This is a genomic window from Spongiibacter thalassae (genome assembly GCF_012272835.1).
Lineage (GTDB): Bacteria > Pseudomonadota > Gammaproteobacteria > Pseudomonadales > Spongiibacteraceae > Spongiibacter > Spongiibacter thalassae.
This window is the reverse complement of the sequence record NZ_JAAWWK010000003.1, coordinates 495,935-517,549: the sequence shown is the minus strand read 5'-3', so window position 1 is coordinate 517,549 and position 21,615 is coordinate 495,935. Positions and strand designations below refer to the sequence as shown.

Below are 21,615 nucleotides of genomic sequence, written 5' to 3'. Positions count from 1 at the left end.
TAATTTGCCTACTTTACTTGGAAATTTTGCTTACTTTGCTTGGATGACCACCGGTGAAGAAGTGGGTTTCTTTCGAATAATATTATATTTAACATAATATACATTATGCGTAATCATAGAATGACTGGCTGTACGGGCTGCGTATCAATGGGCGTGAAACTATAGATGTAAATCAGGATGGCTAGCGCAACTGTCTACGCCACGCACCGTGAGTTCGCACGGCGCGTGATGGTTCTCTACAGACCGACGTTATTTTTTTGCAACACCTGCTCGGCGCGATAACTTGATCGTACGAAAACACCTGAAACGACTTCAAGGAAGCCTTTCTCCAAGCCCAGCTGCCGATAGTTTTCAAACTCCGCCGGCGTGACGTAGCGCTTTACGGGCAGGTGATTCACTGTCGGCTGAAGATACTGGCCCAGAGTCAAGACATCGACATTCGCCGCCCGCAGGTCGTCCATGGTGTCGAGTATCTCCTGATCTGTTTCACCCAGACCGAGCATCAGGCTGGTTTTGGTAATCAGTTCGGGCTTGTATTGCTTTGCATGGGCCAACACATTAATGGTCTGCTCGTAGCTGGCTCTGGGGTCGCGCACGGGGTGAGTCAGGCGCTTGACGGTTTCCACATTCTGCGCGAAGACTTCGATACCGGAATCGATAACCGCTTCGACATCGCTGAGTACGCCCTCGAAGTCGGGGGTTAATGCCTCTACCGCGGTATCCGGGTTAACCTCCTTTACCCGTCGGACGCAGGCCGCATAGTGGCCGGCACCGCCGTCTTCCAGGTCATCCCGGTTCACCGAGGTGAGCACCAGATACTTTAGATTCATCAGTTGTACTGACCGAGCAGTACGATCCGGCTCGTCGGCGTCCAACAGGCCTTTGGGATTGCCGGTATTTACCGAGCAAAACCGGCATGCCCGGGTGCACACGTCGCCCATCAGCATTATCGTCGCGGTGCCGGCACTCCAGCACTCACTCAAGTTGGGACACTTGGCCTCTTCGCAAACCGTCGCCAGTTTATGTTCGGAGACGATATCGGCAACTTTCTTGTGACTGGCGCCAGCCTTGATTTTGATGCGCAGCCAATCCGGCTTTGCAAGGGTGTTATTGGGCTGGTTGGAGGATTTAATACCATCTTTAATGGCCCTTACGCCCCGCTCGGTGGTGAATTTTTCGCCACTATAGATTTGAACTGCGGGTATAAGCTTATTCTCTGACATAGGACTGCAACTCATTATTGAAGACGGCGGCCAAAACGCCCATTTGCGCCAAAGTATATCAGATTCGAGTAGGCGAAATCTCCGTTGGGGCCGTGCCCTTCTCTGCTGTCTGGGCGTCTACGGGCTGGCGAAGCCCACACGGTGGTGCGTCAGCTCCCCGGGGCGTCAAGTTCCTTAAAGGCCGACGCCATGGTGGGGTTGTTGCGCGTCAGTTTCTTTACTGTCACGTCCTGGGCTTTGTCGTTTGCCAGGCGCAGGTTGCGGTCGGTGCCCAGCAAGGCTTCCTTGGTTTTTTGCAGATGGTTAATGGACTTGTCAATTTCATCAATGGCGGTCTGGAATTTGCGCGAGGCCAGCTCGTAGTTCTTGCCGAAGGCGGCTTTGAATACGTTCAGGTCGTTTTCGAAATTAGTGATGTCGATATTTTGGGCTTTTACCAAGGCCAGCTCTTGCTTGTATTCCAGTGAGTTCATTGCGGCATTGCGCAGCAAGGTTATCATCGGAATGAAAAACTGGGGTCGAATAACATACATTTTGGGGTAGCGGTGGAAAACGTCGACGATGCCCGTGTTATACAGCTCATTGTCGGGCTCCAGTAGTGAGACGAGAATCGCGTATTCACAGCCCTTCTCGTTTCGATCCTTGTCCAGTTCTTTCAGGAAGTCTTCATTTTTTTTCTTTGTTGCGGTGGTGTCGCTCTCGTTTTTCATCTCGAACATAATCGAGACGATGGACGTACCGCTTTCATCTGCATCACGGAAAATATAATCGCCCTTGCTGCCGGATCGGGCGTCGTTGTCCTTCTCAAAGTAGGCTCTGGGGAAGGCGGTGGCTCGAATACGGTTGAACTCGGTTTCACAGTGCTGTTCCAGGGTCTCGCCGACCATTTTGGTGGATAGCCGCGCTTTCATATCCCGAAGGCGTTCGATGGCGTCGTCCCGGTCTTTGATCTGAGTTTCGTATTTGTCTTTGAGGGATTGCTCCGAGGCCTGCTTTTCCAGCTGTGCCTGGCTCAGTTTATGCTGTAGCTGGTCGCGCTCTTTTTCGACAATAGCAACCGCCTGGGTGACAGCGAGTTGTCGATTCACATCGGTGGTGTCGAGTTTGGACTTAAGCTGCTGAATTTCCTGCGTCAGGCGGGCTTCCAGCAGTTGGGTCGCTGTGTCCTTGTCGCGTTTAGCCTGCTGAAGCTCGTTCATCAGCGCGTCGCGCTCTTTTTCTACTGTGCCGAGCGCTTCGCTAATGGCGAGTTTTTGGGCGACGTCCCCTGCTTCCAGTCGGGATTTGAGCTCCTGAATTTCGGCCTCTTTGAGCGACGCTGCCTTTTGCATTTCAGCAGCGGTTTTTTCTCTGGCGAGGGCGACGGCACTTTCCTTGTCTTTTTCCGCCAGCCTGAGTCGTTCCTGCAATTGTTCTTCAAACGCATGGTCCCTAACCTGCTTGAGGATGTCTGCATAGCCCGCTTCGTCTATTTTGAAGGCCTTGCTACAGTGGGGACACATTATTTCGTTCATGGCTAACATCCTTTAAATACCGCTCTCTGTGAGCGCCCATTCAACCGCCAAAATACGGGTGAAACAACAGAAGATCAGCAAAGTTGTTCGTCATTGCCCCTCTTCCCTCATTCACCGGTGCTTTTTACAGGCTCTGGTTTAATGGGGCAGCCTGAGGTGCAGACAGGTCGTCGACATTGGCAGGGAACTTGTTGCCGTTCAACGTTACCCTCCTTTGCTGCGCGCCGTGACAGGCTGTCGCTGCCGGCGCATAATCCCAATACCCAATTGGTCAGACAGACGGATAACCATGAGCTATCAACTGAATAATAATATCGCCACCATTTCCATCGACGACGGCAAGGTCAATGCGGTTAATATGGCCTTTATCGACCAGCTGTATCGCCACCTGGATACGGCAGAGCGCGAGGCGTCTGCGGTTATTCTCACCGGGCGACCGGGCATGTTTTCAGCGGGATTTGATCTGAAGGCGTTGAAAGCCAGTCAAGCATCGGCAGATGAGTTGGTTCACCGGGGCATGGAGATGCTGGTGCGGATGTACGAATTTCCGCTACCGCTGATTTCGGCCTGTGCGGGTCATGCAATCGGTATAGGGGCGTTTTTGTTGTTGGTGTCCGACAATCGTGTTGGCTCGGCGGGTGATTACCAGGTGACATTGCCGGAAACCGCGATTGGCATGCCTTTTACGCCGGTGTTGATGCAGCTGCTCAAGGAGCGGGTTTCCAGCCAATGCCTGACAACCGCGGCCTTGCAGTCAGTACCGCACTCTCCCGAACAAGCGGTGGACGCCGGATTTTTGGACGCGGTGGTGGAAATTGAGCAACTGACACCCCAGGTAGAGGCACTGGCGGAGAAGCTGATGGCCCTGCCAAAGGAACGCTACAGCGCCAATAAACGGGATATTCGCGCGGATGCGCTGCGGGCGATGAAAGCTTCGCTGGCAAAGGGGTAGTCTGGCACCCCCTTGTGTGTTCGGCCCTGATAACGCATCTGGGCCGACTTCTCCCTTGCTGTCGATAGCCTTTGCTTATTTGGTTTTGTACTCAAAACCCATTTCCGCGCCGTCGATACTGTCGGAATAATTATCCATCGCTTGGTCCAGGGTGGCGCCCTCCTTCACCCGCAGTTTGCTTTTGAATTTCAGCCGTTTTTCTTCCTCTGACGATTTATCGAATAAATTGTCCAGCTGGTAGCGTCTACCGTCGTCGGTGTTGGCAAAGTCTTCGCCTCCTGGCTGGTCATCGGCAAGGCTCAAATCCAGCGGTTTTGTTGGTGTGGGTGACGGGCTTTGTCGTGGCGCGGGAGCGCTGTTCTGCTCTACCGCAGTCATCGCAGGCGGATTCGTGTCCTGGGAGGCTTCAATACTGGCCTCACTCTCGGCTGAGGCATTGTTGGTGTTGATTTTGTTGGGTTCAGCATCGTCGTTGCAGGCCAGCAGGCTGCTGGCCAGTATCGCAATGGCGGCTGAACGCAGAATGTTACGGGGCATAGCACAACTCCACGAAAGTAGTCCCAAGTATACGGTACGACAGCCATCGTCCGATTGGGGTTTGACCACAGAATATCCCAAGGATTTAATGCGGCGGTAATACGTACAAGCCCGGAGCGGGAAAATGAGTAGATTAGCGAACAAAGTTGCAATAATCACTGGCGCGGCCCGGGGCATGGGCGCGGTGACTGCACGACGATTTGTCGAGGAAGGCGCCAGGGTGATTATCGCCGATATTCTCGATGACGCAGGGCAAAGTCTGGCGGCGGAGCTGGGCGAGGCCGCTCGTTATGTCCGCGCCGACGTATCCCAGGCGCAGGACTGGGACACCCTGGTGGAGGCCGCCGAGGAATTCGGGCCGTTGAATGTGCTGGTCAATAACGCCGGTATTTTGCATTTCGCGGCGATTGCCGATTCCGATGGTGAAGACTATATGCGAATCATTCGAGTGAACCAGCTAGGACCTTATCTGGGAATGCGTGCTGTATTGGAGCCGATGAAGCGGGCCGGCGGCGGTTCGATTATCAATACCTCATCCATCGATGGGCTGCAGGCAAAAAATGGCATATGTGCCTATGCATCGTCCAAATGGGCGCTGCGCGGCATGAGCAAGTCGGCGGCGATCGAGTTTGGCCCTCATAATATTCGAGTGAATACCGTCCACCCCGGCGGGGTTTTTACCGCCATGCACGGCTCCGGGGATCAGGCAGAGCCCAGTGAGCAGGACAATGCCTTCTACGTAAACCACGCCTTGCCCCGGGTTGGCCTGCCGGTGGAAGTGGCCAATATGAATCTTTTTCTGGCGTCGGACGAAAGCAGTTACTCTACCGGCGCAGAATTTATTGTCGATGGCGGCTGGAACGCCGGCTTGCGTCTGGATTTATTGCCAACCTCCTGAACAGGGCTTCATCTGCGGGTGAAACTTGGCAAGTCTTTTGGCTGTCTTCTATAGTGAAAACGAGGCTCGAACGGGTCTGTATTGTTCACCGATAAATGAGGACAGAACGGCATGGATATCGATAGTACACACTCTATGAAATCACTCTTTCAGCAGCTTGGGCTGGAAGACAGTGAAGAGGCCATAGAGCGTTTTATAGTGCGTCACCGCCCTTTGCCACGGGACTTGCTACTCCACGAGGCCAGTTTTTGGAAGCCCAACCAGGCGGCGTTTCTCAAGGAATCGCTGGATGAGGACGCCGAGTGGGCAGAGATCGTCGATGAGCTGGATGCCCGCATGCGCCACTGAGCCAGCGCCGCGAAGGCCCCCTCGCGTCTATTACAGTGGCCCCTGGCCATTGCTTCGCGACGGGGCACTGGGCTGGGGATCAGCCTGCTGCGGGTCAGCGGGGTCGGCCTTTTTCCTACTCGAGTGAAATTTTTCCCGAGCCGCCTCCAGTTCGCGCTCGACACTTTCCAGCATTTCCGACCAGCCGCTTATCAGCGCCTGGTTTGCGCCCTCGATCACCCCACTTAACGACGATTCTTCCATTCGCTGGATTTGTGCACGGGTATTGCTCAGTCGGGCATCCACCGCTTCAATCCGGCCGTGCAGTTCAATCAATTGCTTATTCAAGGTTTCGCGGTGGGTTTGTGCGTCCTGATATTGCCAATATTCAAAGCCAGCCACAATAATGACCAGCAGCGTAGCAAACACCACATTGAGCGAAACTTTCATTGTTAACTCCAAAAACAATAGCTTACGAGACCAATCTACGACTCTTATTCGATTGGCGACTACTATAATATAGGTCGCTATTCGCTGAGCAAGGATACTTTACCCGAATGAAACTGAACCTGCTGTTAACCGGTAATGAATTGATGGCCGGCGATATCATCGACTCCAATTCGTCGATGATTGCCCAACGTATTGCTCCATTTGGCTGGCGAGTGAGTAAAAAAGTCACGGTTGGTGACGATGTGGATGAGCTTTGTGCGGAAATCGAATCCCTTAGCGAAAATGCCGATGTACTGATTATCAATGGTGGTCTGGGGCCGACGGTTGACGACCTGACTGCCGAGGCGATGGCCAGAGTTGCAGGCGTTCAGGTGTGCGAACACCCGGAAGCGCTGGCGAGTCTGAAAGCATGGTGCGAGCGTCGCAACTACCCACTGACCGAGGCCAATTACAAGCAGGCCGTGTTGCCCGAGGGCTGCGGGATTCTGGCGAATACCCGCGGCAGCGCGGTGGGTATTGCCATGACCCACAACGACTGCCTGTTATTGGCCACACCCGGTGTGCCCAGTGAGCTCGATGCCATGCTCGATAACGCGGTGATGCCCATGCTGGAACAGCGTTTTTCCCCTGGATTTATTCGCACTTTGCGTCTCGGTGTATTCGGGCTTGGCGAGTCGGGGATACAGGAAATGATTAACCGGGAACTGAGTGATTGGCCCGCAGATATTGAACTGGGCTTCAGGGCATCGATGCCGGTACTCGAGGTTAAACTTACCTGCCGAGAGTCGATTGATCCTGCCCATATGGCGCACTGGCGCGGGCGAGTTGAAGCACTGATGGCGGATCATCTGCTGGGTGAAATTCCGGTGAGCCTGCCCTCCGCTGTGCTGGAGGCCTGCAAGCAACAGGAGTTGCGTTTGTGTACCGCGGAGTCCTGCACAGGGGGGCTGATTGCCTCACAGCTAACGGCGGTTGCCGGGTCTTCGGCTGTCTTTCAGGGGGGCATTGTCAGTTACTCCAATGGCGTGAAAATCAGCCAGCTAGGGGTTGATGCACAGGTACTGGATCGCGAGGGCGCAGTGAGTGAAGCCGTTGTGCGGCAGATGTTAAGTGGCGCGTTAGCGGCCTGTGGCGCCGAGGTAGGTATTGCGGTAACCGGTATTGCCGGCCCCGCCGGGGGGACGGCCGATAAGCCCGTGGGCACAGTGTGGATCGCCTGGGGCGGCGAGGCATCGATGCATGCCTGTGAGTTGCGCCTGCCCTTTGATCGGCAGGGTTTTCAGCGCTGGGTGGCGGCCCTGGGCCTCGATCTGTTGAGGCGCCACGTGCTCGGCTTGCCGAATATGCCCAACATTGTGCAGCGCTTTGTCCAATCCTGAGTGCCTAGTCGGTGACACCAAGTCGCCGGGCAATCCAGCCGAGTAGCATGTCGTAGGTGCCCTGCAGCATGGCGGTGGCGTCGTCGTCAGTCATGCCTTCCGGCCGCGCTCGACCGTACCAATCTACCTGACAGCGGGTCGGGCTTAGCGCGGTGATTTTCGCATTAGCCGAGTAATCGGCCAACGGCATGGGAATGCCCCGGGGGATATCGTAGGAAAAGGTCATCTCCTCCGGGTTCTGGCTGGTGAGCACCTCTTCTATCGGCGGCATGTCGCCCATGTAGATATGGCGCGCCATACCAACCCCTTCGCCAACAACCTCAACGCGGTCAATGCCGTCTGCCCAACTGATATCGCCAAAGTCGGCAACCAGTGCCCACACTTGCGACGCGGGGATATTCCACTGCCGGGTGACGTGAACCTCTATCATCATATTCTCCTCGTTATAGTTGGACGATGATGCATCAGTGTCCTGAGCTTTTCCTCCTCCGTACGAGGTAGCTGTTTCGAGGGAATTTACGCCTCCCGATATTTCAGTGTGCGGTAAACACTGTTAGTCTGGAGTTCACATCATTTAGACCCCGCATCGCCGCAGCTTGGTGGCGGATAGCCACTAATGACGAGAAAGTACATGTCTGCAACCCGCCTGAAACGTCCGGTTTACCTGTTTAGTAAAGATTCAGAACGATTTTGGGCCGTGCCCTCCACCACCGGCGGATTGAAGGCCTACTACCTGGAATATGGGCATCACGCCGACACCACGGATATACAGCTGCTGCACTTCAAGGATCAGGCCCATATCGACGCCTGGCGGGAAGCCTGGCCAGGCTTCAAGAGGGAGTTACAGCTCGCCGTCGATAGCGGCATGCGTCCGGTTGTCGGTTTTAGCATGTATACTTGGAACGCTGCGGAGTTTCTGGAACTGATCCACCTGATAAAAAATGAGGTGCCTCAGGTTCTGTGTATTGCCGGCGGCCCCCATGTGCAACAGGCCGAGGATTATCTGCATGACGACCCCATCGACGCCATTGTGCTCGGTGAGGGGGAAAGTAGCTTTCAGGAGTTTCTTGACGCTGCTACCCGGGAGCAGTGGCGGGACATTGCCGGACTGGCCTTCGTTGATAACGGCGAGATTGTTACCACCACTGAAAGAGCCCGGCGCAAGGAGCTGGACGCCCTGCCCTCGGCCCTGGATGTGGTGCCCTTGATCGACGACAACGGTGCGCCGATTTACGATTCTCTGGCTTATGAAAGCAGCCGCGGCTGCCCCTTTAAATGCGCATTTTGTGAATGGGGCACCGGTGCAATCGGGACAAAAATGTACCAGTTCTCGATGGAGCGAATCGAGCGGGACTGGCGCAAGGCGATTGCTGCGGGTATTAAAGACATCTGGCTGGCCGATTCCAATTTCGGTGCGTTGCGGGAGGATCTCGACAAGGCTCGCCTGATTTGCGAACTGAAAACAAGCCACGGTCTGCCCAGCAGTTTCGCCACCTCCTGGTCAAAGAAACACAGCCCCAGAGTGCAGGAAATTGTGCTGTTATTGCATCGAAATGGCCTGCTGCCCCACTATCAGTTAGCACTGCAGACTCTGACCCCGCTGGCGCTGGAGTTGAGCAATCGCAAGAATATGGCGGCGAACAAATACGAACCCATCGCCCGGGATATGGCGCAGCAAGGCGTGCCCATCGCCGCTGAGTTGATTTGGGGGCTGCCGGGAGACAATCTTGCCGACTTTGAGCGCAATCTCGACCAGTTATTGCAGGTCTTTCCGGCCCTGAATATCTTCGCTTACACCCTGTTACCGGGGACAGAGTTCTACGAAAAACGCCATGAATATCGCATTGAAACGATTCCCGTAGCGGGCTACGGCAAGGCGAAGGGCGAGTATGTCGTCGCCTGTCACACCTTCGACCGCAACGAGGGGCTGCAAGGGTATCTGCTTATCACCGCCCATATTCTGTTTTCCCATGGTCATATTCTACCCTACAGTACCCGCTATCTCGCTCAGCAATCGGGGCTGACCACCGCCACACTGATGCGTGGTTTGTTACGGTTTATCTGCGAGCGCCGTCGCGAGACGCTGGCGGATATTGCTCTGGATGACCCTTTGGCCATCTACGAAGCGCGCAGTGAAATTTATCTGCAAATATTGGCGGATCGGGATGGGCTGTATGGCGATATTCTGGCCTTTTTCCGCCAGGAGTGTGGTGGGCAGCTGTCGACGGAAAACCTGCGGGAATTGGAGTGTATTATTCAACTCGACGAATTGCTGTCACCCCAGTGGGGAGACGCATCGGTTCGCCACAGCGTGGTGGATTTTGACCTGTTGGCGGTGAAACGCCGCCTCGATGCGATGGAGCGCCCTGAAGCCGCCAGCTTTCAGCCCCAGCGGCAGGAAGTTAGCAGCCGCAGTCCCGGCGGTGTCGGAACCATTTTACAAGACCCGGACGGCGGCGCCTGGCTCAGGGCCGAGATTGTTGAGGGGAATGCCGACTCGGCTGAAGAAGCACCCCAGGCCGTGCGAATCATGCAACCCGGTTCCGAGGCGCTGGCCCGCGCGCTGTAGTATTTGCACGGGCCAGCGGTCAATTACCTCAGCGGGTCAGTGCCTGACGGATTTTTTCCGCCTCGGTGGCCAGTGCGTCGCCGTCGGCGTTACTGGCTCGGCTGAAATCAGCGTCACTCATGCTGTCCAGTGGGACCAGGTGGAAATGCACGTGGGGGACTTCCAGACCAACCACCTGCAAACTGACACGCTGACATTGATAGACCGTTTTCAGCGCTTTTGCGAGCTTTTGCGACACTGTCATCAGGTGGGCGCTGAGGGCTTCCGGAAGGTCGTCCCAGTGATCGACTTCCTGTTTGGGAATAACTAGCAGGTGGCCTGGGCGAACCGGTTGAATGGTCATAATTGCCACCGCTTGCTCATCTTCCCATACAAAATGTCCGGGTAGCTCCTTCGCGATAATTCGGCTAAAAATACTTGCCATGCTGTGTTCCCTCCAGGTTGGTATTGTGTTTTTTGCTGAGGTCAGTTGTCGAAATCGGCGGTCAGTGTAGCAAAATAGTGGCGGAATTCCGCTTCACAGTCGGCGCGTCCGCGGTGATTGAATTCCTCGCAGACCCGGCTCCATTCCCAGTGCAAAAAGCATTTGCCAATAAAACTGGCCGGCGTCTGCTCGCGGCCCACTACCGCCCGCTTCAGGCTGGCCAGGGCGACTTCCAGAGTGACTTCGCCCCGGGCATAGCGACGGCATTGATGGTGGTCGAAGTCACTTGTCCGCACGGCCATTTCCCTTAACAGGTCTGCGGCGACGTCTGCCCTCAGACGGGGCCAGAGTAGCGGCGCATTAGCGAGCAAGTTGTCGGCGAGTTGTTGCTGCCAATGACCCAGTGCGGTGCTGACCTGTTCGGTGAGAGGCCGAAGCACCAGAACGGAATAACTAGCGCTGCTGGTGTCCAGGCGACTGCCCAGCGACACCGTGGCAAACCCTGCGTTGCGCCAGAATTGCTGTATGGCCGGATCTGCGGCAAAACTCGAACTGATAAAAGCGGCTTTCGTGTTGGCTGCGGCTTCCTCGGCCTGATGAAGCAATGCCGCGCCGACACCCTTGCGGCGGCAATCTGTGGCAACGGCAATGCGACTGATTCGCCAGCTCGGTTGGATCAGGTAGTCATCGTTACCGGAAATCAATGCCAGGCGTTGGGCGGCGAGATGCCCTTTGGGGCGGCGTTTACCACGACAGATATCCGCCGCCAGCGCGGGGCCAAAGCCGCCCTCTTCGTTCACCTGACAAACGCCTACCACCCGGTCTGGGGTTTCGGCAATCAATAGCCGCACTGGCATATCCAGTAAGTACTGCAAATCCTGGGGGGTGGTCTGGTAGTGGGCGTCGATCAGCAGGGCGAACACCTGTTTCAAGCGCGTTTCGTCCTTTGCAAGGGCGTTGAGGTCAAGCCAGCGGTAAGTAGGGGATGACGGGCTTATATGTGCCGAAACGCCGTTGGTTGCAGGAGTTGAAAGCAGAAACAAATCATTCAGCAGCGACTCCAGTGGGTCTGTCTCCGCCCAGCGCAGCGGGGTATTCAGCTGTGCTCTGCGCCACTGGGGGCGTAACTCATTCAGAATGTTGCGAAAGCGGAGATCAAAGCCGCGACCACTACCCTCGTACCCCTGGGCTGTGGAGGCAAAGACGATGCGGGAAAAGCGCGTGATAAAGCGTGTGAGAAGAAATAACGGCAGATTCGCCGCTTCATCTACCATTACCAGATCAACGTCGTCGGGGTGATTGGTAAGCTCCGCAGCAGGAACAAAGACGAGGTTGCCCTCCCCCCAGTGCAAGCCCTGATTGCTGCGCTGGGCTTCAGGCAGTGCGCTGTGGGCGTGGCGAAATGCAATTTCGACCATATCGAAGCGCGCCGCTGTTATCACAATGCGAGATTTACCCTGTTTGAGTAATTCAGCGGCGGCCAGCCCCAGCGCTGCGCTCTTGCCCCGCCCGCGATCGGCGCGAATCACCAGGGGCCGCTTGTTGCGGCCCGTCGCGACCCGCCCAATGGCGTCGATACAATGCTGCTGTTCTGAGCTGGGGAGCGGTTGTTGCCACGCTTCGCCAGCGAGCGGCAGTGCGGGCAGCGGTTTGCCCGGCTGTATGTGCAGCACCCTCGAATCGGCCTGCAGCAGCCCTAGCAAACGTTGCAGAAAACGGTCGGCGACCGGGTACAGACCCTCGCCTGCACACTGTTCGCGATAGTGCTTAGGCCAGGCTGACCACTCGGGGGTGATAAGGCATAGCAGGCCCCCGCTGCGCAGCCCACCAGCGGCGGCCAGTGCGCCGTTAATATCGAAGCGGGTATGGGCATCGATCAGCACGATATCCTGTTCACTGCCCAGTACACGCTGCTGTCGATGGGCTTCGATACCACAGAACGGTGCGTCTCCCAGTAGCACGGTGGTATTAATGACTGGGGCCAGCACCGGTGCAAGCATCTGCTCAGCCCAATCGCGCGGCCCACTGAGCATCAGCAAATAGCGATGCCCCGACAAGCGGCCAATCTGTTGCAGGGTTTGGCAGAACTGATCTAACGGGGTGGTGCTCACCATGGGATCAGTTGCGATGACCGCTGGGATAGACCGGCGCCTCGCGCATATGCATATGTAGAATTAGCCGGTAATCCTGCCGATAAAACTCGGTAATTTCCATTGAGAGGTGTTCCTTTGCCAAGGCGCACAGCTGGTCCCTGATTTGGTCTTCGCTATACAGGCCCAGTAAAAGTGAGGCTTCCAGAAGCCCTTCCAGGCGGTAGAGATCAGCGGGGGCGATGTCCAAGCCCGCCGCCTGATCGGCAAAGAAGCTTTGCAGTCTGCTGGCTATGCACTGCTCAAGGGCCTCAAGTGACATATCAGGACTGTTCTTTATGGGTTTGTACCAGCACCCAGGGCGCTACCACCACGGCCCATAGTGCGGCGCTTGCCTCGGTCCACTCGGCGGCGCGCTCAGCGGAGACGCGCTTGATTTCACCGCGATTAAGGTACTCGGCTATCTGATATTTATTGTCTTCGGCCATGGCGACGGCGACCGCCACCAGATCAAGCCGTGACGAGACTTCGATGACCGCTTCCTGCTGTTGGAAATGTTGGAGTTCCAGCCAGGGGATTTTGGCGGTTTCGCGGTTGAGCTTGCTCATCAGCTCAACGCGCTCGGGGGGTTGCTCATTCATTTCAGAAACTCAAAAAACGTGGACATTTATAGCGTGTTTTGTGCAGCGGCACCGGGCCATGGGAGTTGCCATGGTTCATGCCAGTGCCGCAAGGCTTCGTTCACTGCCGGGCTTTGAAAGCGAATACCGTATGTCGGAGCGCATTGAAAGCGAAAGTCTTGCCCACCGTAGCGAAAGCACAGAGCCCAGGCATGCAGGTAGGCACGATCGCTGTCGGCACCACCGTAGCGACGATCTCCCAGTATCGGTACACCAAGGCTGGATAATACCACCCTTAGCTGATGGGTTTTACCGGTCTCTGGTCGCAACAGGTATAGGCGTTGACCCGCGACCACAGAAGCGCTGATAAAACGTGTGCGTGAAGGGTTGTCGGTGCGCCGACTGAGTTTGTAGCTGCCGCCACGGGATTTCTCAAGGTCACCCACGATCAGTCCTTGCTTTTTTCGGGGTTTGCCGTCGGCGATGGCAAGGTAAAATTTTTGCACAGCTCGGCTGCGGAACTGCTCGGCTAACTCTGCCGCAGCGGCCGAATGCTTGGCCAGTAACAGCAAACCAGAGGTCACATCATCGAGGCGATGTACCAGCAGCAAGCGGTGGGCGGGAAAATCATCGGCGAGCTGATCCAGCAAGCTGCGACCGCGCTGGTTGCGGTGCAAGTTCGCGCCAGGGCTCTTGTCGATAAGAAGAAAGTCGTCGTGATCGGCAACCACCCTGTAGTTGAGTGGCGCGGGTGACCCATTAACTACTGAGGCTATCGCGACCACCTTCGTTTCGCATTGCGACACGCATGATATCTACCTCGGCCAGGGTGTCGGCGTCTTCACCGCGGAATTCCAGTTGGAATGCCAGGGCTTCAAAGGCTTCGGTTTCGCCCAAATGGGCGTAGACATCGAGAAGCTGCATACACAGCGCAGTGTCCTCTTCGTCTCTTTCGATGGCCTGTTCAAGTACGTTTCTGGCACCTTCGTAGTCGTTTAATTCGATAAAGGCGGCGGCAGAATCTGCGGGGCTGGCTTGTTTCTCTACCGAGGAGCTGAACCCCAACCAGTCTGCGGGGCTCATGTTTCTGGCGCGTTTTATCAGGTCTTCGTCGTCGTTCGCGTCGGATTGGGTCGTGGGAGCGGAGTTTGCGCTTAAGTCTTCGCCGGTGAGGTCAAGATCATCGAAGGCCGATTCATCAAGTTTGAAATCTTCTTGACTGAAAGCCTCGGTAAGGTTCTTGTCGATAAGGGCCTCGTCGTCGAGGTCCTCCGCAGCAGACTCCCTTTCTGGCGTATTCTCGGCACTGTCAGAGGATGCCGAACCGAGGTTGTTATCGGCAGCGGCCGCTAAACGCTCAGCAAGACGGTTGAGTACCTCGGCCGCGTCGCCGTCTTTGTCAGTGGTGATTGAGGATAGAAAATCGTCGGGGATGGACGAGGGACCGGCGTCCTGGGCCGCTGCGGGAGGTTCGTTGTCGAGTGCCGAGCCTTTATTGGCGACGTCAATATCGGCAAAATCTCCTACGCTGTCACCGGTCGGACGGCTTCTGGGTACTGACCTTACGGGGCCAAGGGGCTCTGCCGACGGTAAATCATCGTCATCCTGAAACAAGCTGTCGAAGCTCTCGTCAGTGTCAAAATCCGCTTGGGGAAAGCGACGGGCGGCCAGCGCGATATCTCCGGGAGCTTCCTGCGAAGTGTTGCGGCGCCGACGCACAATCAGCGCAACCGCTGTCGATGCGACGACCACCCCGAGGAGTATCCAGGAGTTTTTCATCCATATTGCGGTGACGGACTCGAGCGCAGTCATTCGCGAGGGTTCTTCACGCGCTGGCGTTTCATCGGGCTCGGGGGTGGCATTCGCGATCTTCGCCAATGCACCGTTAAACTCTGTGGCAGGCACCCTGCTGGCATCGCTATTTGGCAGGGTGGTATCCAGTGGGGCTTGCTCCACGAAAGATGACGCATCCTCTGCACTAGGCTCGGTCGTCAGATTTTCTGTTTCGCCGGAAGTATCAGTCGTCAGGCTTATCTGCGGCGCCGCTTGTGCCGCTACTGCCTGTTCGGTTTCGTACTGGGATTGCAATTGCTGCAAACGCTGTTGCAGGGCATTCAGACGCTGAGTCATTGCCTCGATATTCGCGGTCACTTCGGTGACCTGGTTGCTTACATCCAGCAGAGCCTGACTCAGTTCAGTAGCGCGTTCAGAGCTGTTTGTCGGGGTGTATGGTGCTTGCGCTGGGCTGGGAACTGCCGACGCTGGTGTTGGTGCAGGGCTTTTGTCGTTAAGCTTTGGCTCTGGCGGTGGGCTTTTCACCGGTGGCGGGGGGGAGGCAGCTGCCCTGCCACTGGTGCTTGCCAGGGCTTCTGGCGAAATATCCAGCGTCACCCGTTCTTTGAGCATCGCCCGGTCGCCACGTATAAAAGCATGAGGATTTAAGGCGAATAGTTGTTCCATCAAGGTGTTTTGGCTACCCCCGCGAGAGCGACGCAGCATTGCTGCAATTTTCCACAGGCTGTCGCCCCGCCGGGTGGTATAGACGTCGCTGCCGGGCGGAATTTTCGAAGGTTTAGGGGGTGTCGGCAGGGTACGCGGAGCGCTCGCTGGCATGGCAGCGACGGGCTGCTGATGACGGCTGATGTTGCCGCTTGTCGATCGCTCGTTCTGCTCGCTACGGGGCACAGCTTCCAGTGCGTTGGGAAGTTCCAGCAGCAAGGTGTATTCGCGACTGATATGCCCCATCGGCCAGCGGACACTCAGAATAAAATTCAGAAATGGTTCAACAATGGCCGTATTGCTACGCAGATAGATAAAGCCATTGCCATCCTCGTCGAGTTCGCTGGCGATGTTTATCGTGCGGGGGTCAAGCCCGCCAATGGCGCTGTCGCTGAGCTGATCCCATACCGGCAATACGTTTACCAGTAGTTGGGCGGAGTCGAGGCCTTCGGCACGTATTACCGGAATCTTGGCCAACAGCGGCCGTCCGAGCTCGGATTCAAGTGCGGCGTTACCCAGACCAAGCGCGAAGGATTCACTGCCAGACGCTAATGCAATACAGAGGGGGAGCATCGCCGGAATTCTGCGTATTTTCATTAAAGTCTTACTCACCTTCGTTTAATTTACGTAATGGTAGTAGCGATGCGGCACCGCTTCCCTGCAATGCTGTAGTCATTATTACACCTCAGTATAGTAGAGCAACACCAAGTTTCACGCCTGACTCCATACCTTTGCCCCTCCGCCCACCTGTGCATAATTTGCTCTATTACACATTTTTGACATTGCGTTTTTGCGTTGGCCCGAATAATGCGGAAACGAAGGAGGTAAAGCAGTGTTATGACCGAGTTTATCGTCTTTTGTCAAGTAATGCTTATATTATAGATACTTACGGTTAAGTGTTGGTCTAAAAACAGCCAGCTGCCAGTTCTGTTATCCACATTGAGGGAAAATTATGCACAGGAGTTTTCCCCAAAATCGGTGAGTAAGGCTGTGGATAACACTGTTAATTACCGCCTTGGTGCGCAGCTCATCGGCGTTGCGCAGATGCGGGTATTTTTTAACCAGCCGGGTGGCATCGAGCCCCGACACCCTTCTGCCAACACAAAGCCGGCGCTGGGTCGTTTCTTCCTCAGGCGTGTTCTGGCACACTTTCTGCTCTTTCTACACCCTCTTTTCAACGAGCTAAGTCATTATTATGAATAAAAATACCACCGTAAGCCTTGGACAGCGCTGGCTGAATGGTATTGAACGTGCAGGCAACAAACTGCCCCACCCCGCCCTGCTTTTTATTATCCTCAGCGTCGCGGTCGTGGTGCTGTCGGCGGTGGTGTCGTCGCTGGGCGTGAGTGCCACACATCCGGCCAGTGGTGAACACCTGTATAGCCGCTCTTTACTGTCCGATGAGGGGCTGCGCTGGATCATTCACAATGCGGTGGCAAATTTTATGGGCTTTGCGCCGGTCGGTTCAGTCATTGTCGCCATCATGGGCATTGCCGTCGCCGAGCATTCAGGACTTTTGGCCTATGTGCTCAAGGCGGCGACCCGTCGTGCGCCACCGCGCCTGCTCAGCGCGGTCATCGTATTTTGCGGGGTGATATCCAGTATCGGTTTTGATTCTGGCTATGTGGTTCTTATCCCTTTAGCGGCGTTGGTATTTCGCGCCGCCGGACGCTCTCCCCTGGCGGGTATCGCCGCTGCCTTTGCCGGCGTTTCGGGGGGGTATAGCGCCAATCTGATGCTGGGGCCGGTAGATGCCATTTTGGCCGGCATCTCTACCGAGTCGCTTCGCCTGGTTGCCCCTGATGCCCGAATACTGGTGAGCGCGAATTATTATTTCATTGCGGTATCAACGGTGTTTATTACTGTGGTGGGGGCCTGGGTCACTGAAAAAATCGTTGAGCCGCGCTTGCAAGCTCCAGCTGATACCGACAGTTCGGTGCTGCCGAGTACAGACAACTCTCCCGCCGAAGGCCGCGCCGTTCGTGCCGTCACGTTATTCAGCCTCGTTTATTTTGCGCTGCTGCTAGGTCTGGTACTGCCAGAGAACGGTCTGTTGCGTAACCCTGATCCAGCAGGCCTGGCGGCACTTCCCCTGCTCAAGGGCATCGTGGTGTTTATCGCCTTGTACGCGGCGATAGCGGGGATGATTTTCGGTCGAATGACCGGGCAATTTCGCGGAAGTGCCGACGGTCTGGCGGCGATGGAAAAAGGCATGTCCACGCTGTCGGCTTATCTGGTATTGATGTTTTTCGCCGCTCAATTTGTTAACTACTTTGCCTGGTCAGGACTGGGGGCGCTGGCGGCAGTGAATGGTGCCAACGCACTGTCCGCCCTGGAGCTGTCGCATACCACATTGATTGTGGGCTTTGTGCTGACTTCGGCAATGATTAATTTGTTGATCGGCAGCGCGTCGGCGAAATGGACACTGATGGCGCCAATTTTTATTCCGATGTTCTACCTCCTGGGAGTCAGCCCGGAAGCGGCACAAATGGCCTATCGCATTGGCGACTCCAGCACCAATATCATAACGCCATTGATGCCCTACTTTGGCGTAGTCGTGGCGTTTATGAAAAGCCACGACAATGAGGCGGGTATGGGTACGCTCCTCGCGATGATGCTGCCCTACTCGATATGCTTTTTGCTGGGGTGGTCGCTGTTGCTTGCGGCCTGGCTCGGTGCTGGCTTGCCTCTTGGCCCGGGGTGAAAACAGAGAAAAAGTGCAGCCGGACGCGTTGGCGATCCGGCGAGGTTCATAGCCATCTGGGTTGACGGCTATGGGAAGGAGGTTTAACGGTCAGGAAGTTCCTGCACTGTGGCCGCCATTTCTTCGATGTCGGCGTGGCGCACATCCGCGCCCTTGACCAGATAGATCACGTGTTCGGCAATATTGCGCGCGTGATCCCCTACCCGCTCCAGCGAGCGCAGCGCCCACAGTACCTGCAGCACTGAGGATATACTGCGGGGGTCTTCCATCATGTAGGTCACTAGACTGCGCATCGCAGTGCCGTATTCCATGTCTACGGCGCTGTCTTCTTCGGCGACCTTCAATGCCATTTCGCTGTCAAAGCGGGCAAAGGCGTCGAGGGCATTGCGTACCATGGTCAGCACATGATCGCCGATATGGCGAATTTCCAGTACGCTGCGCGGCAGGCCGCCAAGTTCGCCGAGCTTCATTGCCGCGTCGGCCACTTTGGTCGCTTCGTCACCCATGCGCTCAAGGTCGCTCAGCGCCTTGCTGATTGACAGTACCATACGCAGGTCACTGGCAGTGGGTTGGCGCCGGGCAAGAATAATGGTGCATTCTTCATCGATCGCACTTTCCAGAGCGTTAACCAGTTGGTCGCCGCGCTTGACCTCTTCTGCGATGCCGCTATCCAGGCTCATAAAGGCGTTTATGGAATCCGCCACCTGCTTTTCGACCAAGCCGCCCATTTCAAGCATGCGGGTCTTGATATCGTCCAGCTCGGAGTTGAACTGCTGGGAGATGTGGTGGGCGTGTAAATCTTTATCTTTCATGCGTTATTCCTTGAGCTGAGCCTGTTTCAAGGCTCAGCCATAGCGGCCGGTGATGTAGTCTTCGGTCTGCTTATTACCGGGGTTGGTGAATAAGGTGTCGGTGTTGTCGAACTCGATTAACTTACCCATATACATGAACGCAGTATAGTCAGAAACCCGTGCGGCCTGCTGCATATTGTGGGTAACAATTACGATCGTGTATTTGTCTTTAAGTTCGTAGATCAGCTCTTCAATTTTCAGCGTCGAAATGGGGTCCAGTGCCGAGGCTGGCTCATCGAGAAGCAGTACCTCGGGCTCGACGGCGATGGTGCGCGCAATAACGAGACGCTGCTGCTGACCACCGGACATGCCCAGTGCGTTGTCGTGCAGACGATCCTTCACCTCGTCCCAGAGCGCCGCGCCACGCAGAGAGCGTTCGACCACTTCGTCGAGCACGCGCTTTTTGTTGATACCCTGAATCCGCAAGCCATAGGCCACGTTTTCGTAGATGGACTTTGGAAAGGGGTTTGGTTTCTGAAACACCATGCCGACACGGCGGCGCAGTGTGGCCACATCGACGCCACGCTCGTAAATATTGTCACCGTCAAGGCTGATCTTGCCTTCTACCCGGCAGGTATCTACCAGGTCATTCATTCGATTGAAACAGCGCAGCAAGGTGGATTTACCGCAGCCGCTGGGGCCGATAAAGGCTGTTACCTTTTGCCGGGGAATGCTCATACTGACGTCGTAAAGCGCTTGCTTTTCGCCATAGAACAAATCCAGATTGTCGACGGTCAGGGTGATATCTTCGTCTTCGAACGCGACGTCACTGCGGGAACGACCCAGTGACTCAAGATTTATGCCGTGACTGCCCGGTGCCTTCTTCGTGTCCATATAATTTACCGTCATAACTACGCCAGTTTACATTTCCAATGATTTGTATTTTTCGCGCAAATGATTGCGCAGTGCCACCGCACTGAGATTGAGCAACGCGATAATCACTACCAGCAGTAATGCTGTAGCGTACACCAATGGCCGCGCTGCCTCGACATTGGGACTTTGAAAACCAACATCGTAGATGTGAAAACCCAGATGCATAAATTTTTGATCCAGGTGGAAATACGGGAAATTGCCGTCCACCGGCAGTGATGGTGCGAGTTTCACCACACCCACCAACATCAGTGGTGCCACCTCCCCCGCTGCGCGGGCAACCGCCAGAATCAAGCCGGTCATCATCGCCGGGCTGGTCATCGGCAGCACCACGCGCCACAGCGTTTCCGCTTTGGTCGCTCCCAGCGCCAGGCTGCCCTCGCGCAGGTTTCTGGGAATGCGTGACAAGCCCTCTTCGGTAGCGACAATAACCACGGGCAGGGTGAGCAACGCCAGCGTCACTGAGGCCCACAGCAGGCCCGGAGTACCAAAGGTTGGCGAAGGCAGTGCCTCAGCGAACAATGCCTGGTCTATTTCCGCGCCGATAAAATAAATAAAGAAACCCAGACCAAATACACCGTAGACGATGGATGGCACCCCTGCCAGATTATTTACCGCGATACGGACAATTCGCGTCATTACGCCCTGTTTGGCGTACTCCCGCAGATACACGGCCGCGACAACGCCAAAGGGGGTCACCAGCACCGACATGATTAACACCATAATCACAGTGCCGAAAATCGCCGGAAAGATGCCGCCCTCGGTGTTGGCCTCGCGGGGTTCATCGGTGAGGAAGTCACCAAACTTCTTCACGTAGAACACAACCTTGTCAAAACCTGACATCGCGTTGGGGCGAAACGCTTTAACGACCGTCGAAACCCGCAGCTCGCGCTCGTCGCCAGCCACGGTAGCGGCGATAAAGGTATCTCGATTCCATTGCTGGTAGAGCTCGCGCAACTCGCGCTGTAATACTTCGTACTTCGCGTCGAGCTCGGCGATTTCGGCGTCGATTTCCATTTGCCGCTGCTGGCGCACAGTGTCGGATAAATCCGTATCCAGCTCCAGACCGCGCTCTTTAAGGCGCAGTTTTTCAAGACGATAGTTGATGGCACCGATGTCTTTCTTCTCGATACGCTCTATATCCTCATGGATGGTTTCAGCCCGCTCGATGCTATGCTGAAAAGCCTGCCACAGTTCAGCATCGCCCTGGCTCAGGTCGGTGCGGCCGTCGCCGGTATTCAAGGCCTTGAGGAAACCATAGAAATTACCCCACTCGCGTCGTTCCATGACCACCGCGTCGACGGGATAATCCACCTCCTTCAGGTAGCGTGTCAGTACCCAGCGGAAGTCGGAACCGTAGACATCGCGGTTACCGATCTTTACCAGTTCGCGCTCGATAAACGGGTCTTCAGTATCAAGTTTGAATCCGGCGCTGCGCAATTGCTCTATGGCAACGCTTTCGCTCTCGACGCGCTCGGCCATCAATACCGCCGAGCCCTCACCGGGTAGCTGGTACTCCGCCACAAACACATCTGCGGGCCAGAAGTGACTAAAACCGCGCACCGCCAGCAATACCAGCAGACCAATAACCGCGAGGGTGCTCACGGTCACCGCCGAGGCATTGATCCATATCATCGGCTCGCCGCGCTTGAACCACGCACGCAGCCCGTCGGTTTCGTTTTTATGCAAAGTCGTCATGGATTACTCG

Annotated in this window: 21 protein-coding genes; 7 read left to right on the top strand and 14 right to left on the bottom strand. The window is 55.8% G+C overall.

Features of this window, described 5'->3' with window-relative positions; genetic code table 11:
- Positions 1-236: 236 nt before the first annotated feature.
- Both lipA and HCU74_RS11150 read right to left on the bottom strand, forming a co-directional pair.
- A complete protein-coding gene (lipA, locus tag HCU74_RS11155) occupies positions 237-1,223 on the bottom strand; it encodes a lipoyl synthase (RefSeq protein ID WP_168450483.1) in 987 nt (328 codons plus the stop codon).
- Positions 1,224-1,372: 149 nt separating this feature from the next.
- A complete protein-coding gene (locus HCU74_RS11150) occupies positions 1,373-2,737 on the bottom strand; it encodes a DUF2130 domain-containing protein (RefSeq protein ID WP_168450482.1) in 1,365 nt (454 codons plus the stop codon).
- Between the two features lie 289 nt (positions 2,738-3,026).
- Here HCU74_RS11150 and HCU74_RS11145 point away from each other — a divergent pair, with 289 nt between their 5' ends.
- Positions 3,027-3,689 (top strand): crotonase/enoyl-CoA hydratase family protein, encoded by a 663-nt coding sequence (locus HCU74_RS11145; protein WP_168450481.1) that lies wholly within the window; start codon positions 3,027-3,029, stop codon positions 3,687-3,689.
- Between the two features lie 75 nt (positions 3,690-3,764).
- On the opposite strand, the gene HCU74_RS11140 is transcribed toward HCU74_RS11145, so the two are convergent.
- The gene (locus HCU74_RS11140; protein WP_168450480.1) at positions 3,765-4,226 is read right to left on the bottom strand and encodes a hypothetical protein; all 462 of its coding nucleotides are present in this window, start codon (positions 4,224-4,226) and stop codon (positions 3,765-3,767) included.
- Positions 4,227-4,350: 124 nt separating this feature from the next.
- On the opposite strand from HCU74_RS11140, the gene HCU74_RS11135 reads away from it, so the two are divergent.
- Both HCU74_RS11135 and HCU74_RS11130 read left to right on the top strand, forming a co-directional pair.
- On the top strand, positions 4,351-5,124 hold the full coding sequence (locus HCU74_RS11135; protein ID WP_168450479.1) for a glucose 1-dehydrogenase: 774 nt from the start codon (positions 4,351-4,353) through the stop codon (positions 5,122-5,124).
- A gap of 111 nt (positions 5,125-5,235) precedes the next feature.
- A complete protein-coding gene (locus HCU74_RS11130; protein WP_168450478.1) occupies positions 5,236-5,472 on the top strand; it encodes a DUF2789 domain-containing protein in 237 nt (78 codons plus the stop codon).
- 30 nt (positions 5,473-5,502) lie between these two features.
- On the opposite strand, the gene HCU74_RS11125 is transcribed toward HCU74_RS11130, so the two are convergent.
- Positions 5,503-5,901: a phospholipase D-like domain-containing protein gene (locus tag HCU74_RS11125; RefSeq protein WP_168450477.1), complete on the bottom strand. Its 399-nt coding sequence runs from the start codon at positions 5,899-5,901 to the stop codon at positions 5,503-5,505.
- A 107-nt stretch (positions 5,902-6,008) separates the two neighbouring features.
- Here HCU74_RS11125 and HCU74_RS11120 point away from each other — a divergent pair, with 107 nt between their 5' ends.
- Positions 6,009-7,280 carry a CinA family nicotinamide mononucleotide deamidase-related protein gene (locus tag HCU74_RS11120; RefSeq protein WP_168450476.1) on the top strand — a complete coding sequence of 424 codons (1,272 nt, stop codon included), beginning with the start codon at positions 6,009-6,011 and terminating at the stop codon, positions 7,278-7,280.
- A gap of 4 nt (positions 7,281-7,284) precedes the next feature.
- Here the strand turns inward: HCU74_RS11120 and HCU74_RS11115 are convergent, their stop codons facing one another.
- Positions 7,285-7,713: an SRPBCC family protein gene (locus HCU74_RS11115; RefSeq protein ID WP_168450475.1), complete on the bottom strand. Its 429-nt coding sequence runs from the start codon at positions 7,711-7,713 to the stop codon at positions 7,285-7,287.
- Positions 7,714-7,911: 198 nt separating this feature from the next.
- Here HCU74_RS11115 and HCU74_RS11110 point away from each other — a divergent pair, with 198 nt between their 5' ends.
- Positions 7,912-9,849 carry a B12-binding domain-containing radical SAM protein gene (locus HCU74_RS11110; protein WP_168450474.1) on the top strand — a complete coding sequence of 646 codons (1,938 nt, stop codon included), beginning with the start codon at positions 7,912-7,914 and terminating at the stop codon, positions 9,847-9,849.
- A 28-nt stretch (positions 9,850-9,877) separates the two neighbouring features.
- Here the strand turns inward: HCU74_RS11110 and HCU74_RS11105 are convergent, their stop codons facing one another.
- From HCU74_RS11105 to HCU74_RS11080, 6 genes are read right to left on the bottom strand one after another with little or no spacing between them, the layout of a single operon-like run.
- Positions 9,878-10,273, bottom strand: coding sequence for an HIT family protein (locus HCU74_RS11105; RefSeq protein WP_168450473.1), 396 nt, complete (start codon positions 10,271-10,273; stop codon positions 9,878-9,880).
- A 41-nt stretch (positions 10,274-10,314) separates the two neighbouring features.
- On the bottom strand, positions 10,315-12,387 hold the full coding sequence (locus HCU74_RS11100) for a GNAT family N-acetyltransferase (RefSeq protein ID WP_168450472.1): 2,073 nt from the start codon (positions 12,385-12,387) through the stop codon (positions 10,315-10,317).
- 4 nt (positions 12,388-12,391) lie between these two features.
- Complete coding sequence (locus HCU74_RS11095) at positions 12,392-12,685, bottom strand: hypothetical protein (protein WP_168450471.1); 294 nt, start codon at positions 12,683-12,685, stop codon at positions 12,392-12,394.
- Position 12,686: 1 nt separating this feature from the next.
- Entirely contained in the window at positions 12,687-13,004 is a 318-nt protein-coding gene (locus HCU74_RS11090) for a DUF2288 domain-containing protein (RefSeq protein ID WP_168450470.1), read from the bottom strand.
- 26 nt (positions 13,005-13,030) lie between these two features.
- Positions 13,031-13,768 (bottom strand): TIGR01621 family pseudouridine synthase, encoded by a 738-nt coding sequence (locus HCU74_RS11085; RefSeq protein WP_345889681.1) that lies wholly within the window; start codon positions 13,766-13,768, stop codon positions 13,031-13,033.
- On the bottom strand, positions 13,743-16,079 hold the full coding sequence (locus HCU74_RS11080; protein ID WP_168450469.1) for a FimV/HubP-related protein: 2,337 nt from the start codon (positions 16,077-16,079) through the stop codon (positions 13,743-13,745). Before HCU74_RS11080 ends, HCU74_RS11085 begins: the two co-directional genes overlap by 26 nt.
- 393 nt (positions 16,080-16,472) lie before the next feature.
- On the opposite strand from HCU74_RS11080, the gene HCU74_RS11075 reads away from it, so the two are divergent.
- Positions 16,473-16,685 carry a hypothetical protein gene (locus HCU74_RS11075; protein ID WP_168450468.1) on the top strand — a complete coding sequence of 71 codons (213 nt, stop codon included), beginning with the start codon at positions 16,473-16,475 and terminating at the stop codon, positions 16,683-16,685.
- Positions 16,678-18,186, top strand: coding sequence for an AbgT family transporter (locus HCU74_RS11070; protein ID WP_168450467.1), 1,509 nt, complete (start codon positions 16,678-16,680; stop codon positions 18,184-18,186). The genes HCU74_RS11075 and HCU74_RS11070 overlap by 8 nt, the downstream gene beginning before the upstream one ends.
- 83 nt (positions 18,187-18,269) lie before the next feature.
- Here HCU74_RS11070 and phoU read toward each other — a convergent pair whose 3' ends face one another.
- The 3 genes from phoU to pstA are packed head-to-tail and all read right to left on the bottom strand — an operon-like array spanning position 18,270 to position 21,605.
- Positions 18,270-18,998, bottom strand: a complete 729-nt coding sequence (phoU, locus tag HCU74_RS11065; protein ID WP_168450466.1) for a phosphate signaling complex protein PhoU — start codon at positions 18,996-18,998, stop codon at positions 18,270-18,272.
- 33 nt (positions 18,999-19,031) lie between these two features.
- A complete protein-coding gene (pstB, locus tag HCU74_RS11060) occupies positions 19,032-19,886 on the bottom strand; it encodes a phosphate ABC transporter ATP-binding protein PstB (protein WP_246864577.1) in 855 nt (284 codons plus the stop codon).
- A 12-nt stretch (positions 19,887-19,898) separates the two neighbouring features.
- Positions 19,899-21,605: a phosphate ABC transporter permease PstA gene (pstA, locus tag HCU74_RS11055; RefSeq protein WP_168450465.1), complete on the bottom strand. Its 1,707-nt coding sequence runs from the start codon at positions 21,603-21,605 to the stop codon at positions 19,899-19,901.
- Between the last annotated feature and the right edge of the window lie 10 nt (positions 21,606-21,615).